The sequence below is a fragment of the Enterobacter sp. N5-15 genome (assembly GCF_057221635.1).
Window position 1 is genome coordinate 1,719,871 of record NZ_CM170150.1, and the last position, 13,176, is coordinate 1,733,046.

17 protein-coding genes and 1 pseudogene are annotated in these 13,176 nt (G+C 59.9%); 5 read left to right on the forward strand and 13 right to left on the reverse strand.

Features of this window, described 5'->3' with window-relative positions:
• Nucleotide 1: 1 nt before the first annotated feature.
• Complete coding sequence (locus tag AC2TE5_RS08045; RefSeq protein WP_484612993.1) at nucleotides 2–751, reverse strand: SDR family oxidoreductase; 750 nt, start codon at nucleotides 749–751, stop codon at nucleotides 2–4.
• 100 nt (nucleotides 752–851) lie between these two features.
• Here AC2TE5_RS08045 and AC2TE5_RS08050 point away from each other — a divergent pair, with 100 nt between their 5' ends.
• Nucleotides 852–1,211, forward strand: coding sequence for a winged helix-turn-helix transcriptional regulator (locus AC2TE5_RS08050; RefSeq protein ID WP_202774956.1), 360 nt, complete (start codon nucleotides 852–854; stop codon nucleotides 1,209–1,211).
• 1 nt (nucleotide 1,212) lies between these two features.
• On the opposite strand, the gene AC2TE5_RS08055 is transcribed toward AC2TE5_RS08050, so the two are convergent.
• Nucleotides 1,213–2,007 carry an SDR family NAD(P)-dependent oxidoreductase gene (locus tag AC2TE5_RS08055; protein WP_331412693.1) on the reverse strand — a complete coding sequence of 265 codons (795 nt, stop codon included), beginning with the start codon at nucleotides 2,005–2,007 and terminating at the stop codon, nucleotides 1,213–1,215.
• A gap of 125 nt (nucleotides 2,008–2,132) precedes the next feature.
• Entirely contained in the window at nucleotides 2,133–2,576 is a 444-nt protein-coding gene (locus AC2TE5_RS08060; RefSeq protein WP_213328296.1) for a winged helix-turn-helix transcriptional regulator, read from the reverse strand.
• 152 nt (nucleotides 2,577–2,728) lie between these two features.
• Between AC2TE5_RS08060 and agp the strand changes: the two genes are divergently transcribed.
• Entirely contained in the window at nucleotides 2,729–3,970 is a 1,242-nt protein-coding gene (agp, locus tag AC2TE5_RS08065) for a bifunctional glucose-1-phosphatase/inositol phosphatase (protein WP_484612994.1), read from the forward strand.
• Nucleotides 3,971–4,003: 33 nt separating this feature from the next.
• Here agp and AC2TE5_RS08070 read toward each other — a convergent pair whose 3' ends face one another.
• Both AC2TE5_RS08070 and wrbA read right to left on the reverse strand, forming a co-directional pair.
• On the reverse strand, nucleotides 4,004–4,231 hold the full coding sequence (locus AC2TE5_RS08070; RefSeq protein WP_008499832.1) for a YccJ family protein: 228 nt from the start codon (nucleotides 4,229–4,231) through the stop codon (nucleotides 4,004–4,006).
• A gap of 20 nt (nucleotides 4,232–4,251) precedes the next feature.
• Entirely contained in the window at nucleotides 4,252–4,848 is a 597-nt protein-coding gene (wrbA, locus tag AC2TE5_RS08075; RefSeq protein WP_198885131.1) for an NAD(P)H:quinone oxidoreductase, read from the reverse strand.
• Between the two features lie 390 nt (nucleotides 4,849–5,238).
• Between wrbA and AC2TE5_RS08080 the strand changes: the two genes are divergently transcribed.
• Both AC2TE5_RS08080 and AC2TE5_RS08085 read left to right on the forward strand, forming a co-directional pair.
• Nucleotides 5,239–5,412 (forward strand): con-10 family general stress protein, encoded by a 174-nt coding sequence (locus AC2TE5_RS08080; protein WP_024909630.1) that lies wholly within the window; start codon nucleotides 5,239–5,241, stop codon nucleotides 5,410–5,412.
• 116 nt (nucleotides 5,413–5,528) lie between these two features.
• Nucleotides 5,529–6,452 (forward strand): DMT family transporter, encoded by a 924-nt coding sequence (locus AC2TE5_RS08085; protein ID WP_484612995.1) that lies wholly within the window; start codon nucleotides 5,529–5,531, stop codon nucleotides 6,450–6,452.
• Here the strand turns inward: AC2TE5_RS08085 and rutG are convergent.
• Genes rutG through rutA form a run of 7 tightly spaced genes read right to left on the reverse strand, consistent with a single transcriptional unit; the run spans nucleotide 6,440 to nucleotide 11,874 of the window.
• Nucleotides 6,440–7,762: a pyrimidine utilization transport protein G gene (rutG, locus tag AC2TE5_RS08090; RefSeq protein WP_213328293.1), complete on the reverse strand. Its 1,323-nt coding sequence runs from the start codon at nucleotides 7,760–7,762 to the stop codon at nucleotides 6,440–6,442. The two genes, AC2TE5_RS08085 and rutG, sit on opposite strands and share 13 nt — an antisense overlap.
• Before the next feature lie 21 nt (nucleotides 7,763–7,783).
• The gene (rutF, locus tag AC2TE5_RS08095) at nucleotides 7,784–8,278 is read right to left on the reverse strand and encodes an NADH-dependent FMN reductase RutF (protein ID WP_213328292.1); all 495 of its coding nucleotides are present in this window, start codon (nucleotides 8,276–8,278) and stop codon (nucleotides 7,784–7,786) included.
• A gap of 9 nt (nucleotides 8,279–8,287) precedes the next feature.
• A complete protein-coding gene (locus AC2TE5_RS08100) occupies nucleotides 8,288–8,878 on the reverse strand; it encodes a malonic semialdehyde reductase (RefSeq protein WP_484612996.1) in 591 nt (196 codons plus the stop codon).
• 9 nt (nucleotides 8,879–8,887) lie between these two features.
• Entirely contained in the window at nucleotides 8,888–9,688 is an 801-nt protein-coding gene (gene rutD / locus AC2TE5_RS08105; RefSeq protein WP_484612997.1) for a pyrimidine utilization protein D, read from the reverse strand.
• A gap of 7 nt (nucleotides 9,689–9,695) precedes the next feature.
• Entirely contained in the window at nucleotides 9,696–10,082 is a 387-nt protein-coding gene (rutC, locus tag AC2TE5_RS08110; protein ID WP_010429508.1) for a pyrimidine utilization protein C, read from the reverse strand.
• An 11-nt stretch (nucleotides 10,083–10,093) separates the two neighbouring features.
• Nucleotides 10,094–10,783, reverse strand: coding sequence for a pyrimidine utilization protein B (rutB, locus tag AC2TE5_RS08115; protein WP_484612998.1), 690 nt, complete (start codon nucleotides 10,781–10,783; stop codon nucleotides 10,094–10,096).
• On the reverse strand, nucleotides 10,783–11,874 hold the full coding sequence (gene rutA, locus AC2TE5_RS08120; RefSeq protein ID WP_100167076.1) for a pyrimidine utilization protein A: 1,092 nt from the start codon (nucleotides 11,872–11,874) through the stop codon (nucleotides 10,783–10,785). Before rutA ends, rutB begins: the two co-directional genes overlap by 1 nt.
• A gap of 245 nt (nucleotides 11,875–12,119) precedes the next feature.
• On the opposite strand from rutA, the gene rutR reads away from it, so the two are divergent.
• Entirely contained in the window at nucleotides 12,120–12,758 is a 639-nt protein-coding gene (gene rutR, locus AC2TE5_RS08125) for an HTH-type transcriptional regulator RutR (RefSeq protein WP_213328288.1), read from the forward strand.
• Here rutR and AC2TE5_RS08130 read toward each other — a convergent pair.
• Nucleotides 12,755–13,148: pseudogene (locus AC2TE5_RS08130) on the reverse strand (lysozyme inhibitor LprI family protein). The gene rutR and the pseudogene AC2TE5_RS08130 sit on opposite strands and share 4 nt — an antisense overlap.
• Nucleotides 13,149–13,176 lie beyond the last annotated feature (28 nt).

Here is a 13,176-nt window from a genome sequence, read left to right on the forward strand (position 1 = left end):
GTTACAAACTCCCCATTCCGCCGTCGACCAGCAGCTCCGTTCCCACCGTGTAGCTCGACTCGTCGGACGCCAGATAGAGCGCGGCTTTTGCCAGCTCCGTCGTCGAGCCCATTCTGCCGAGCGGCACCAGCTTAATGACCTCTGCCATCATTGCGTTAAGCGCCTCATCGCTTAGGCCCGTCTTCGTAAACGCCGGGGTTTCTACCGGGCCGGGGCTCAGACCGTTGACGCGGATCCCGCGCGGCAGCAGCTCCGCCGACAGCGTGCGCGCCAGCGACAGCAGGGCGGCCTTGCTTGCGGCATACGCGCTGCTGGTGGGCAGGCCGATGCGTGCGCTTACGGAGCCGCAGAGGATCACCGACGATGGGTTATTCAGCAGCGGCAGCAGCGCCTGAATTAAAAAGAACGGTCCCTTCAGGTTGATGCCCATCAGGCGGTCCCAGGCATCCTCCTGCCAGGCTTCCAGCGGCGCGTGCGTCACGTCGCCCGCGTTGAGAAACACCGCGTCCAGGCGTGGCCAGCGGGCGGCGAGGGTTTCCGCAAGCGCTTTTTGCGACGCGATATCGCCCGCATCGGTCGGGATCACCCAGGCCTTATCGCCCAGAATACGTTTTGCTTCGGCGAGCGTTTCCGGGTTACGTCCGGTCACGGCGACGTGCGCGCCTTCGGCGATAAACGCCTGCGCGGTGGCAAGACCGATGCCGCTGGTGCCGCCGGTGATCAGCGTATATTTATCTGTTAAACGACCCATGTTCTTCTCCTGAAATGTCACTGGAGAAAGCACTATAGAAACGTTAGTATCGAAAGGAAACCAGGTACCAAATGGATACTAACGAGGCAAGAGGTGTGCTATGGCAGAAAGGCTGGAGGTGTGCTGCGAAAAAAAATCTGAGGCGTATACCTGCCCGATGACGCAGTTTGTCAACCTGATATCCGGTAAGTGGGCGATCCCGATTCTCTACCGCCTGATTGTGTTCAACACGCCCGTACGCTTTGGCGATCTGCTGCGTGCCGCAGCCCCCATCACGCAGAAGGAGCTGACGAAGCAGCTGCGCCTGTTTGAGCAGCGCGGGCTGGTGACGCGGACGGTCTACCCGGAGATCCCCCCGCGCGTGGAGTATCAGATCACCGGGCTGGGGTTAACCCTGCAGGACGCGCTCTCGCCGCTGGCCGCCTGGATGAGCGAGTACGGCGACCAGCTGGAGCGTTAGGCTACTGTTTTACGTAGCGCGGTGCCGGAATGCCGGTGCGAGCGCTGTTGAACAGCTCAAGGCGCGCCGCTTCGTAGCGCTCCCACAGGCCTGCGTCATGCATCGGCGGGATGGTGATCGGTTCACCCTGATCCAGACCCGCCAGCGAGGCATCCACCATATCGTCGGTGGTCATCACCGATCCTTCCGGCAGATCGTTCACCGTGACGCCCGAATGGCTCCAGATTTCGGTCGCCGTGGCGGCGGGCAGTACGGCCTGAATGCGCACGCTGCTGTCGGCAAACTCTTCCTGTAACCCACGGGTAAAGCTCAACACCCACGCCTTGGTGGCGCTGTAGAGCGCGCTGCCCGCCCGCACGTGCAGGGCCAGCACGGACGCGATATTGATCAGCGTGCCGCGATTGTTCTGCGCCAGGCGGGGCAGGATGGCGTAGGTCAGACGCATCAGCGCCGTGGTGTTCAGGGTGTTAATGGCCTGATGCTGCGCCACCTCGCCCGCGAGGAACGGTGCCATCTGGGCGGTGCCTGCGTTGTTAATGAGCGTATCAATGGCGGTATTGCTGCGCAGCTCCTCTTCCACGGCGCGGATCCCGGCTTCATCGGTAAGATCGGCGACCAGAATATCGACGGCTACGCCATAGCGCGCGCGCAGGTCTGCAGCGAGGGTTTTCAGACGATCCTCGCGGCGGGCAACCAGCACCAGGTTGGCACCGCGCGCGGCAAGACGATCGGCATAGACGGCACCGATCCCGGAAGAGGCGCCCGTAATCAGGGCGGTGGTGATTTGCGTAGTCATCGTGTGTTACCTCAAGGCAAAGTGGGTTATTTGGTTTCAATATGAAACTGAATTAACTCTCTGCCATTTGGTTCTATAATGCAACTATATTGACGATCGTTTTGTGCTTTTGCCGTCCGGAACGATCAGGAGGGGAGTTTAGCCACGATCTCTTCAGGCGTCAGTTCGCGCCCATCGTCGGCGATAAGCGCCAGCTTGCGCAGGGGTTTGCGCTGTTCGGCATCGACCAGCACGGTGCCGCATTCGTTTTCAGCAAACAAAAATTCATTGCCCCACTGGGACAATGCAACCAGCACCGTTTGCAGGGCGCGCCCTTTCTCGGTCAGGACATACTCCTGCCAGGCGCTGCCGTCGGACGCGGGCTGGAGCCGGAGGATCCCTTCATCAACCAGCAGTTTTAGCCGCGTGGTCAGCATGTTTTTCGCGATGCCGAGGCTTTTCTGGAACTCGCCGAAGCGTTTAACCCCGCGCAGCGCGTCGCGTACGATCAGCAGCGACCACCAGTCGCCGATGATATCCAGCGAACGGGCGACGGGGCAGGTGCTCTCTTCGAGGCGGGTACGTTTCACGGTCAATTCTCCGGTAGGGTGTGGTTTTATTATAAAACTAATTTGCGCGCGTCGTAAGCAGGTTAATCATCAGTTTGAGAAATGCTTCCCGGAAAATTGTCACCAATCTGTCACACTGAGCGCGACATTTTAAAACGAGTGAGGAATTAGGGATGAGAAAAGCACTACTCGCGCTGGCAGTCGCCGGTTCCATTTCAGCAACGTTTGGCGTGCAGGCGCAAGAGACGCCGGAAGGGTATCAGCTGGAGCAAGTTTTAATCATGAGTCGCCATAACCTGCGCGCGCCGCTGGCCAATAACGGCAGCGTGCTGGAGCAGTCCACGCCGAAGCAGTGGCCGGAGTGGGAGGTGCCGGGCGGCCAGCTCACCACCAAGGGGGGCGTGCTGGAAGTCTATATGGGCCATTACATGCGCGAGTGGCTGGCGCAGCAGGGGATGGTGAAGACGGGAGAGTGTCCAGCGGCGGATAGCGTTTATGCTTACGCTAACAGCCTGCAGCGCACCGTCGCCACCGCGCAGTTCTTTATCACCGGCGCGTTCCCGGGCTGCGACGTTCCCGTGCACCATCAGGAAAAAATGGGCACCATGGATCCGACCTTCAATCCGGTGATTACCGATAACTCGCCGGAATTCCGCGAAAAAGCGCTCAAGGCGATGGAGTCCGAGCGGCAGAAAATGCAGCTTGGTGAAAGCTATAAGCTGCTGGAGCAGCTGACGAACTACGCGGATTCCCCGTCCTGCAAGGAGAAAAAGGTCTGCTCGCTGGCAGACGCGAAAGATACCTTCAGCGCCGACTATGAAAAAGAGCCTGGCGTATCCGGGCCGCTGAAGGTGGGTAACTCGCTGGTGGACGCGTTTACGCTGCAGTATTACGAAGGCTTCCCGGCCGACCAGGTGGCCTGGGGCGAAATCAAAACCGACCAGCAGTGGCGCGTGCTGTCGAAGCTGAAGAACGGCTATCAGGACTCGCTGTTTACCTCTACCGAGGTGGCGCAAAACGTGGCGAAGCCGCTGGTGAAGTACATTGATAAAACCCTGGTCACCGAACAGGCGAAAGCGCCTAAGATCACCCTTCTGGTGGGGCATGACTCGAACATTGCTTCCCTGCTCACCGCGCTGGATTTCAAACCGTACCAGCTGCACGACCAGCAGGAGCGTACCCCGATTGGCGGCAAGATTGTCTTCCAGCGCTGGCATGACAAAAATGCCAACCAGGAGCTGATGAAAATTGAGTATGTCTACCAGAGCGCAGAGCAGCTGCGTAACGCCAGCGTGCTGTCGCTGCAGTCCCCTGCGCAGCGCGTGACGCTGGAGCTGAAAGGCTGCCCGGTGGATGCGAACGGCTTCTGTCCTGTCGATAAATTCAATGCGGTGATGAATAACGCGGCGAAGTAAAGGAGAACCCCCCGCTGCGGCGGGGGGAAACGCTTAGACGTTTTTACGTTCGATGGTTTGCTCGCCCCAGAAGAGCGAGTCTTTATCCGTTTTTTCGAAGGCGCGCACCAGCACCTCATCGTTACCTTCCTCCCAAATCTGCTCGGCCAGCTTCTCGTCGTATTTTGCGACTTCAAAGATAGCTTCGGCAATCTCCGGAGAGGTGTTGCGTAAACTTGCCCATTCGCCCACGTGGTGAGCTTTGGATTCTTGAGTTGGCATGCTTGTCCTCCTGTTGGGTGTTAGCCGTTCAGTTTTTTGGCCAGACCCGCGACGTATTCACCCTGATAGCGGGCGATAGCCAGTTCTTCATTGCTTGGCTGACGTGAGCCATCCCCACCGGCAATGGTGGTTGCGCCGTACGGCGTACCGCCGCGCACCTGGGAAACGTCAAACAGCTCCTGCGCGCCGTAGCCAATCGGCACAATCACCATCCCGTGATGAGCAAGGGTAGTCCAGGTTGAGGTAATCGTCTGCTCCTGACCGCCGCCGGTGCCGGTAGAGCTGAATACGCTGGCGAGTTTGCCGTAGAGCGCCCCGGATGCCCAAAGTCCGCCGGTTTGATCGAGGAAGGTGCGCATCTGGCCCGACATATTGCCGAAGCGGGTCGGGGTGCCGAAGATAATGGCATCATAATCCGCCAGCTCCTGCGGGGTGGCGACCGGGGCGTTTTGTGTTTTCCCCCCGGCTTTCAGGAAGGCTTCCGCCTGCATGGTTTCCGGTACGCGTTTCACCACAACCTCAACGCCATCAACCCTGTTTGCACCTTCTGCTACCGCGTGAGCCATGGTTTCAATGTGTCCATACATGGAATAATAGAGCACCAGAACTTTTGCCATTTTGCATCACTCCTCGTTGGTTTTTCTGACAGCGGATCGCTGCGTTCTTTTAAAGATATGCCATCACAGCCAGACTGCAAAAATGAACGGCATTTCTTTGATTTATAACAATATGATGACAAGAGGGCTTTGTAGCAAAATGAAACAACTTTTAGGCGATGGATTTTTGAAATGATAAGAAAGGCTTATGCATCCCCGTCGCGTCATCTCACCCGAAAGGCTGAGTTCATGTTGCAGAATATTACCTGCGGCTTGCCGGATAGCGGCATTCCACTAAGCTTAGTTTCACGCGGCACAGATAAAGGCACTGTCCTTGTGTTGCGAGGTGAAAGATTCCTCTTTTACTGAATGCAATATGATGTCTAATGTTTCACATTCTGGAGGTTAGAGATGGCAAACCATCGTGGTGGTTCAGGTAATTTCGCAGAAGACCGTGAAAGAGCATCAGAAGCAGGCCGTAAAGGTGGCCAGCATAGCGGGGGCAACTTCAAGAATGACCCGCAACGCGCATCTGAAGCTGGCAAGAAAGGGGGCAAAAACAGCCACGGCAGCAGCAGTAAGTAACACGCCGGGTTGAACCCTGCCGCCGGGATCTCCCGGCGGTTTTTTTATTTCTGCAACATTGAACTGTAACCAAAGGCAACGCACACTAGGGAATTGATCTTAACCGCGAGTGCCGCATGTCTGTCTCACGCTTCAAATTCTCCGTTAAACCGCAGGAAGCCATCCTCATTCTCATCACCATGTTCTGGGGCGGGACGTTCCTGGCCGTTCAGTACGCGGTGACCCTCAGCGATCCGTTCTTTTTTGTTGGCCTGCGCTTCGCGACGGCGGCGCTTGCCGTAGCGCTCATCTCCCTGAAAACCCTGCGCGGGTTAACGCTCAAAGAGCTGAAGGCTGGGGTAGCGATTGGCGTAGCTATTGCGATGGGCTACAGCCTGCAGACGTGGGGATTGCAGACCATTTCCAGCAGCAAATCCGCGTTTATCACTGCGATGTACGTACCGCTGGTGCCGCTATTGCAGTGGCTCTGTCTCGGCAGAATTCCGGGCCTGATGTCCTGCATTGGCATCGTGCTGGCGTTTATCGGCCTGATCCTGCTGGCCGGGCCGGAAAATAACCTGCTGGCGCTGGGGCCGGGCGAAATCATCACCCTGATTGGGGCGATTGCCATTGCGGCGGAAATTATTCTGATTAGCGCCTGGGCGGGCAAGGTCGACGTCAAGCGGGTGACGGTGGTGCAGCTTGCCACCGCGTCGCTGGTGGCGTTTGCGACGATGGTGCCGGCAGGCGAGTCCGTACCGCCGATGTCCACCGGTCTGGTGGTGGTCGCACTGGGGCTGGGTATCTTCAGCGCCATTATTCAGGTCACCATGAACTGGGCGCAGCGCAGCGTATCGCCAACCCGCGCGACGGTGATTTATACCGGTGAACCGGTCTGGGCGGGCATTTTCGGGCGACTGGCCGGGGAGCGTCTGCCGCTGCTGGCCCTGGTGGGCGCGGCATTTATTGTTGCCGGGGTGCTGGTGAGCGAGTTAAAGCTCAAACGGAAGAAAAACACGCTGCCAGAAAATGACAGCGCGGCGTTAAATCAGGAATCCTGATGCACGACGGCGCCCTGCGGCGCGGCGGCCATTCGGCTGCTCAGCAGGGCGTTAAGCAGGATCGCGCCGAAGGTCGCCGTGCCAATCCCGCCAATCGTAAACCCGCCCAGCGTCAGGGCAAAATCGCCCGCGCCCAGCACCAGCGTGACCGCCACCATAATCAGGTTGCCGTTCTGGCTGAGATCGACCCGATGCTGCACCCAGATGCGCGCCCCGGCCACGGCGATCAGCCCAAACACCACAATCGATGCCCCACCGATGACCGGTGACGGAATGGTGTGGATCAGCGCGCCGAACTTCGGCGAGAAGCCGAGCAGCATCGCCATCACCGCCGCCGCCACGAAGACCAGCGTCGAGTAGACCTTGGTCACCGCCATCACGCCAATATTTTCGGCATAGGTGGTGACGCCGCTGCCGCCCACGGAGCCGGAAAGCATGGTCGCCAGCCCGTCACCGACGAACGCGCGGCCCATGTACGGATCCATGCTGCGCCCGGTCATCCCCGCCACCGCCTTCAGGTGGCCCAGGTTTTCCGCCACCAGGATCACCGCCACCGGTGCGATAAGCATCATCGCCTGAGCGTTAAAGGTGGGCGAGGTGACCTTCGGCAGGCCGAACCAGGCGGCCTGATGCAGCAGGGTAAAATCAACCGGCTTGCCCAGACCGAAAACGTTGGCCAGCAGGGCGTAGACCAGACAGGCGACAATCAGCCCGACCAGGATCAGCAGCCGCTGGATCATGCCCCGCGTGAACACCGCCACCAGGCCGATGCACAGCACGGTGATCACTGCCATCCAGCTTTCAAACGGCGAGGCGGAGACGCTCCTGACCGCAATCGGGGCGAGGTTCAGGCCAATCGCCATCACCACGGCGCCCGTCACGACCGGGGGCATCATTCGCTCTATCCAGCGCGTGCCGATTTTCATCACCACCAGACCAATCAGGGTGTACACCAGACCGCAGGCGATGATGCCGCCGAGGGCCACGCTCAGGTTGGGGTTGATCCCCTGGCCGTTAAACCCGGTGGTGGCGATGACCACTCCGACAAAGGCGGCGCTGGATCCGAGATAGCTGGGCACGCGCCCGCCGGTGACGAAAAAGAACAGCAGCGTGCCGATCCCCGACATCAGAATGGAGAGGTTGGGATCGAGTCCCATCAGCATTGGCATCAGCACCGTGGCGCCAAACATGGCGACCGCGTGCTGAACGCCCATCACCATCGTCTGCCCGAGCGGGAGACGTTCATCCGGCGCGACCACGCCTGCGTCTGTGGAGGTCGATTTCAACTGCCAGTGGGGAAATCCGAACATGGTCTGTCTCCTTAGAGCGGGTTAACAGGCGGGGCGCATAAGCGCGTGGTAGCCGCGGTCAAACCACACCAGCCCTTGCGGCACGGGGTGGCGGATAATCGAAACAATGTCGCAAAACAGAATGTCATGGGTGCCGACGCTCACCACCTGGCTGATGCGGCAGTCAAACGAGGCCAGCGCATCCTCCAGGCGCGGGCAGCCCGTGTCGCCCGTCTGCCAGCGGGCGGCGGCAAAGCGTTCCTCCATCGGCGTTTTCCCGCCAAACAGGTTAGATAAAGGCTCCTGTCCGGCGCTCAGGGTATTCACGCAAAGGGTTCGGTTTTCGCTAAACGTTGGCCATACGGACGCGCCGCGGTTCAGGCACACCAGCAGGGTGGGCGGTGAATCCGTGACGCTGCACACCGCGCTGGCGGTGAAGCCTGCCAGCCCCGCAGGGCCGTCGGTGGTGATGATATTGACCGCCGCGCCAACGCAGGCCATGGCGTCGCGGAAGGTTTGTTTATCCGGTGTCGTCATAATCGCTCCTTACGCCAGCCCGCAGGCATCGTCGAAGTCCAGACGCGGCAGGCGCCCGTAAAGTTTGCTGGTATCGCCGTAGCCAATGTTGATCAGCAGATTGCTTTTAAGCGTGGTGCCGGTGAAAAAGGCCTCGTCGACCTTTTGGCGGTCAAAGCCCGACATCGGGCCGGTGTCCAGCCCCAGGGCGCGACAGGCGAAAATCAGGTAGGCGGCCTGCATTGAGCTGTTGCGAAAGGCGGTCTCTTCCGCATGCGCGGGGCTGGTAGTAAACCAGCTCTTTGCATCGCCGTGCGGGAACAGCTCGGGCAGGCGCTCGTAGAACTCACCGTCCCAGGCGACAATGGCCGTGACCGGGGCGGTGAGCGTTTTCTCGAGGTTGCCGCTGGAGAGCGCCGGGCGCAGCTTCTCTTTCCCCTCTGCGCTTCGCACAAACACAATCCGCGCCGGGGAGCAGTTGGCGGACGTTGGACCCCATTTCATCAGGCTGTAGATTTCGCGCAGCGTTTCGTCGCTGACGGGCATATCCTGCCAGCCGTTATGGGTGCGGGCGCCGGTGAAAAGCGTTTCCAGCGCGGCGGGGGTAATGGCTTCGCTCATTAAAGCTCCTTATAAAGCGGGTTCCGGGCTGTGCAGCAGGCTGGCAAGCCCGTTCAGCAGCAGGGTGTTAAAGGTATCCGGCTCGGTGACGTTGCAGGCATGCCCGCCCTGGCGCATCACCGCGCTGCGGCTGTGCGGGATCGCGGCCTGCAGTTCCGACGAGCAGACGGAGGGCACCAGCATGTCGTCGGCGGAACAGATAATCTGTACCGGACAGCGTATGCGCGCGGCATGGCGGCTGAAGTCGGCCTTTTTCAGGGCGTTGAGCCTGTGCAGCAGGTTGGATTTGCCCTGGAAATGGGCCAGCGCCAGCGCTTCTTCTGCCTCCAGACGAGGGGCGCGGGCAGCCATCCAGTCCGCCGGGTAGAGAAACAGAGGCTGCGCCTCGACCCACGCCTGCGCGCCGCCGTAATGCAGCAGGCGCTCGCGGATCTGAAAGCAGCGGCGGGTGTGGGCGTTGAGGGTCAACCAGCCGTTGACGCACACCAGCGCGGTGAGGGTGTCGGGCCTGTCGAGGGCCAGCTGCAGGCCGACCTGCGCCCCCAGCGCGTGACCCACGACGCTGTAGCGGGCAATCCCGGCATCAGCCAGCGCCTGGGCCAGTTCGTCCGCCATCTGCGCAAGGCTGTACCCTTCCGGCAGGGTGTCAGGGTTATTGCCCGTTCCCCGCTGGTCATAGCACACAACCTGATACTCCGGCTCCAGCGCGGCCAACTGGGGCAGCCAGTAGCTGCCGCTGCCGCCGAGACCGGAAATAAAGACCACCACGGGCGCACCCTCATACGGGGGCGGCGAGACGGAGAGTTTCATACCTGCCTCACTTCGCAATGTGCGCAACGGTGGCGATTTCAACCAGCGCCTCTGGCTTCACCAGCCCGCACTGAATGCAGAACCGCGCCGGTTTATCGCCGGGGAAGAACTCGGCGTAAATTTCGTTAATCGCGGCGTAGTTTTTCCAGTCGGTGATAAAGATGCTGTTGAAGGTCACATCCTCCATCGTGCCACCCGCCGTTTCGATCACGGTTTTGATCGTCTCCAGCACGTGGCGGGTTTGCGCCTTTGGGTCGTTGATAAACACCACGTTGTTGTCTTTATCAAACGGCAGCGTGCCGGAGACATACACCACGCCGTCGGCGAGGGTGCCGGGAACAAACGGGGCGATGGGCGTGCTGGTGCCCGGCGGAATAATCACGGATTTTGGCATCAGGTGTCTCCTCAGGCGATACGGGCGAGCGGGGGATTCAGGGCGTCGCAGAAATCTGCAACGTTACTGACCCAGCCAAAAAAGGTTTCGATATTGAACAGGGCCGCCTTCTGGGCGAATTCCGGCCCGGCCTGATGGGTCGCGTCTTCCAGCACCACGCCAAAGTACTCGAGGAAAAAGCCGTCGCGCAGGGTCGACTCCACGCAGACGTTGGTGGCGATCCCGGTGAATACCAGGTGGCGAATACCCCGGCTGCGCAGCAGGCTGTCGAGCGGCGTGTTGAAAAAGCCGCTGTAGCGAGGTTTGGGCAGGACGATGTCGCCCGCCTGCGGTACCAGCTCATCCACCAGCTGATAGTCCCAGCCGCCTTTCGCCAGCAGCTTGCCCTGCAGTTCGGGCCGCTTACGCATAGTTTTCAGGGCGTTCGACTTGTGGAAATTGGGCGAGCCGGGGCCGCCGGCCTCGACGTACTGGTCATCCCAGCCGTTCTGGAACCAGATGATGAGCATTCCCGCAGCGCGCGCGGCGGCGACGGCGGTTTTGATGTTCGCAATCACCGGCTGGGTGGTGGAGACGTCGAACCCCGCCAGATCCAGATAGCCGCCCTGGCTGGCGTAGGCGTTTTGCATGTCCACCACGATCAGCGCGCTTTGCTGCGGCGCAAAGGTAATGGCTTCCGGGCGTGCGTTAAGAGTGGTCATTACGCCACCTCCTTCGTGACGGCAGGGATGTGGGCGCGGCACTGCATCAGCGGCTGGATGCGCTCGCCGAAGGTTTCCACGCCGGTGAGGAAATCATCGAAGGTCAGCAGGACGCCTTCTGCGCCGGGGACGGCCGCCACTTCGTCAAGCATTCTGGCGACGCTGGCATAAGAGCCGACCAGGGTGCCCATGTTGATATTGACCGCAGAGGTCGGGTCAGCCATCTGGCGAACGTTGGTGTCCGCCCCGGAGCGGGTATCCTTCTGGCTCTGCTCGGTGAGCCAGCTCAGGGCCTCCTCGTCGGCACCGTCCTTATAGCGCTCCCATTTGGCGCGCGCGGCGTCGTCGGTTTCGTCGGCAATCACCATGAACAGCACGTAGGAGCCCACGTCGCGTCCGGTCCTGTCGGCGGCCTCTTTCATCCGCGCGGCGGTCGGGGCGAAGGCGGCAGGCGTGTTCACGCCTTTGCCGAAGCAGAAGTTAAAGTCGGCATATTTCGCCGAGAATTCCATTCCCGCATCGCTCTGCCCGGCGCAAATCACCTTCATCGGCACCGACGGCTGCGGGCTGACGCGGCAGTCGTTCATGGTGAAGAAATCGCCCTTGAAATCGCTTTTGCCGGTACCCCACAGATCGCGCAGCACCTGCACGTATTCGGTCAGGTAGTCGTAGCGACGCGAGAAGTAGTCGTCACCCGGCCAGAGCCCCATCTGCTCGTACTCGGGTTTTTGCCAGCCGGTGACCAGGTTAACGCCAAAGCGCCCGCCGGAGATGGAGTCGATGGTGGAGGCCATGCGCGCCACGATCGCCGGGGGCAGGGTGAGGGTGGCGGCGGTGGCGTAAATCTGAATACGCGAGGTGACCGCGGCCAGCCCGGCCATCAGGGTAAAGGACTCCAGGTTGTGATCCCAGAATTCGGTTTTGCCGCCAAAGCCGCGCAGCTTGATCATCGAAAGCGCAAAGTCGAAATGGTAGTGCTCCGCTTTCTGCACAATGGCTTTATTCAGCTCAAAGGTCGGCATGTATTGCGGTGCAGTGGTCGAGATAAGCCAGCCGTTGTTGCCGATGGGTACAAATACGCCAATTTTCATCACGAACCTCTCTTCATTACGTCGCAGGTGTAACGGTGTTTTTGCAAAGGCAGTGCCAGTTTTGAAAATGGCAGTGTTATTAATGTGTTAACCAGAAGTTGGTGGATTGATGTGGCTAAATGTGGACTAAATGGTCAAAAACATTGCACAGAAAACAGGCATTCATGCGCGATCGGAGTGCAGGATGTCGTGGCGAGACGGGGGTTTTGCTATGCTGAGGGCAACGCAGAATAAGGAGAGCGGGAATGGCACAAGGCGCAGTGAAAACACCAGGTAAACGTTCGCAGGCGGTGAGCGCTAAGAAACAGGCGATCCTCAGCGCGGCGCTGGAGACCTTTTCGCAGTTTGGTATTCACGGCACGCGCCTGGAGCAGGTGGCGGAGCAGTCCGGGGTATCCAAAACCAATCTGCTCTACTACTACCCGTCGAAAGAGGCGCTCTATATCGCGGTGATGCAGCAGATCCTCGATATCTGGCTGGCGCCCCTCAAGGCGTTCCGCGAAGAACTGGCCCCGCTGGTGGCGATCAAAGAGTACATTCGCCTGAAGCTGGAGGTGTCGCGCGATTATCCGCAGGCATCAAGGCTGTTTTGTCTTGAGATGCTGCAGGGCGCGCCGCTGTTGCAGGCGGAACTCACCGGAGATTTAAAACAGCTGGTGGACGATAAGTCGGCCATTATTGCCGGATGGGTCGCCAGCGGAAAGCTGGCCCCGGTCGACCCGCATCACCTGATCTTTATGATTTGGGCCTCCACCCAGCATTACGCTGACTTTGCGGCCCAGGTTGAAGCGGTGACCGGTAAAACGCTCCAGGACGAGGCGTTTTTCCACAGCACGCTGGAAAACGTGCAGCGGATGATTATCGAAGGGATCCGCCTGCGCTAGTTTCCCGGCGGGAGAGGGCAGCTTAAGTCGCCCTCTTCACACTGCATCAGCGAGGCCAGAAACGCTTCGCGCTCCACGGTTTTTTCCGCCAGGCACTGGTTAACAATCATTGGCTGGACGCTCGCCTTCCGTCCCCGAACCGATAAACGCGCAGTCCGCGTCGCGCAGGGTAATCCACGCCTGCTGCGCTTTTTTCAGCAGGTCGCGCTGGGGGGCCGCCGCGCGTTTGATGGCGGCCTGATAGGTCTGGTTGAGTTTTTTATCGGCAGCCTGGTACTGCTGCGCGCTACAGGTATTCAGCTCAAGCTGGGTGGTCGCTTTGTCGCACTCGTCGGCCAGCGCGCTGGCGCTCAGCAGCAGCGCTGCGCCTGCGAGAAATACTCTTTTCATCATTCCCTCCGTGTAAAAAAGCCGGATG

Bases quoted from the DNA above. Each gene is read 5' to 3' on its own strand.
- AC2TE5_RS08045 (WP_484612993.1), bottom strand. From the start codon at position 751: ATGGGTCGTTTAACAGATAAATATACGCTGATCACCGGCGGCACCAGC.
- AC2TE5_RS08050 (WP_202774956.1), top strand. From the start codon at position 852: ATGGCAGAAAGGCTGGAGGTGTGCTGCGAAAAAAAATCTGAGGCGTAT.
- AC2TE5_RS08055 (WP_331412693.1), bottom strand. From the start codon at position 2,007: ATGACTACGCAAATCACCACCGCCCTGATTACGGGCGCCTCTTCCGGG.
- agp (WP_484612994.1), top strand. From the start codon at position 2,729: ATGAGAAAAGCACTACTCGCGCTGGCAGTCGCCGGTTCCATTTCAGCA.
- AC2TE5_RS08070 (WP_008499832.1), bottom strand. From the start codon at position 4,231: ATGCCAACTCAAGAATCCAAAGCTCACCACGTGGGCGAATGGGCAAGT.
- wrbA (WP_198885131.1), bottom strand. From the start codon at position 4,848: ATGGCAAAAGTTCTGGTGCTCTATTATTCCATGTATGGACACATTGAA.
- AC2TE5_RS08080 (WP_024909630.1), top strand. From the start codon at position 5,239: ATGGCAAACCATCGTGGTGGTTCAGGTAATTTCGCAGAAGACCGTGAA.
- AC2TE5_RS08085 (WP_484612995.1), top strand. From the start codon at position 5,529: ATGTCTGTCTCACGCTTCAAATTCTCCGTTAAACCGCAGGAAGCCATC.
- rutG (WP_213328293.1), bottom strand. From the start codon at position 7,762: ATGTTCGGATTTCCCCACTGGCAGTTGAAATCGACCTCCACAGACGCA.
- rutF (WP_213328292.1), bottom strand. From the start codon at position 8,278: ATGACGACACCGGATAAACAAACCTTCCGCGACGCCATGGCCTGCGTT.
- AC2TE5_RS08100 (WP_484612996.1), bottom strand. From the start codon at position 8,878: ATGAGCGAAGCCATTACCCCCGCCGCGCTGGAAACGCTTTTCACCGGC.
- rutD (WP_484612997.1), bottom strand. From the start codon at position 9,688: ATGAAACTCTCCGTCTCGCCGCCCCCGTATGAGGGTGCGCCCGTGGTG.
- rutC (WP_010429508.1), bottom strand. From the start codon at position 10,082: ATGCCAAAATCCGTGATTATTCCGCCGGGCACCAGCACGCCCATCGCC.
- rutB (WP_484612998.1), bottom strand. From the start codon at position 10,783: ATGACCACTCTTAACGCACGCCCGGAAGCCATTACCTTTGCGCCGCAG.
- rutA (WP_100167076.1), bottom strand. From the start codon at position 11,874: ATGAAAATTGGCGTATTTGTACCCATCGGCAACAACGGCTGGCTTATC.
- rutR (WP_213328288.1), top strand. From the start codon at position 12,120: ATGGCACAAGGCGCAGTGAAAACACCAGGTAAACGTTCGCAGGCGGTG.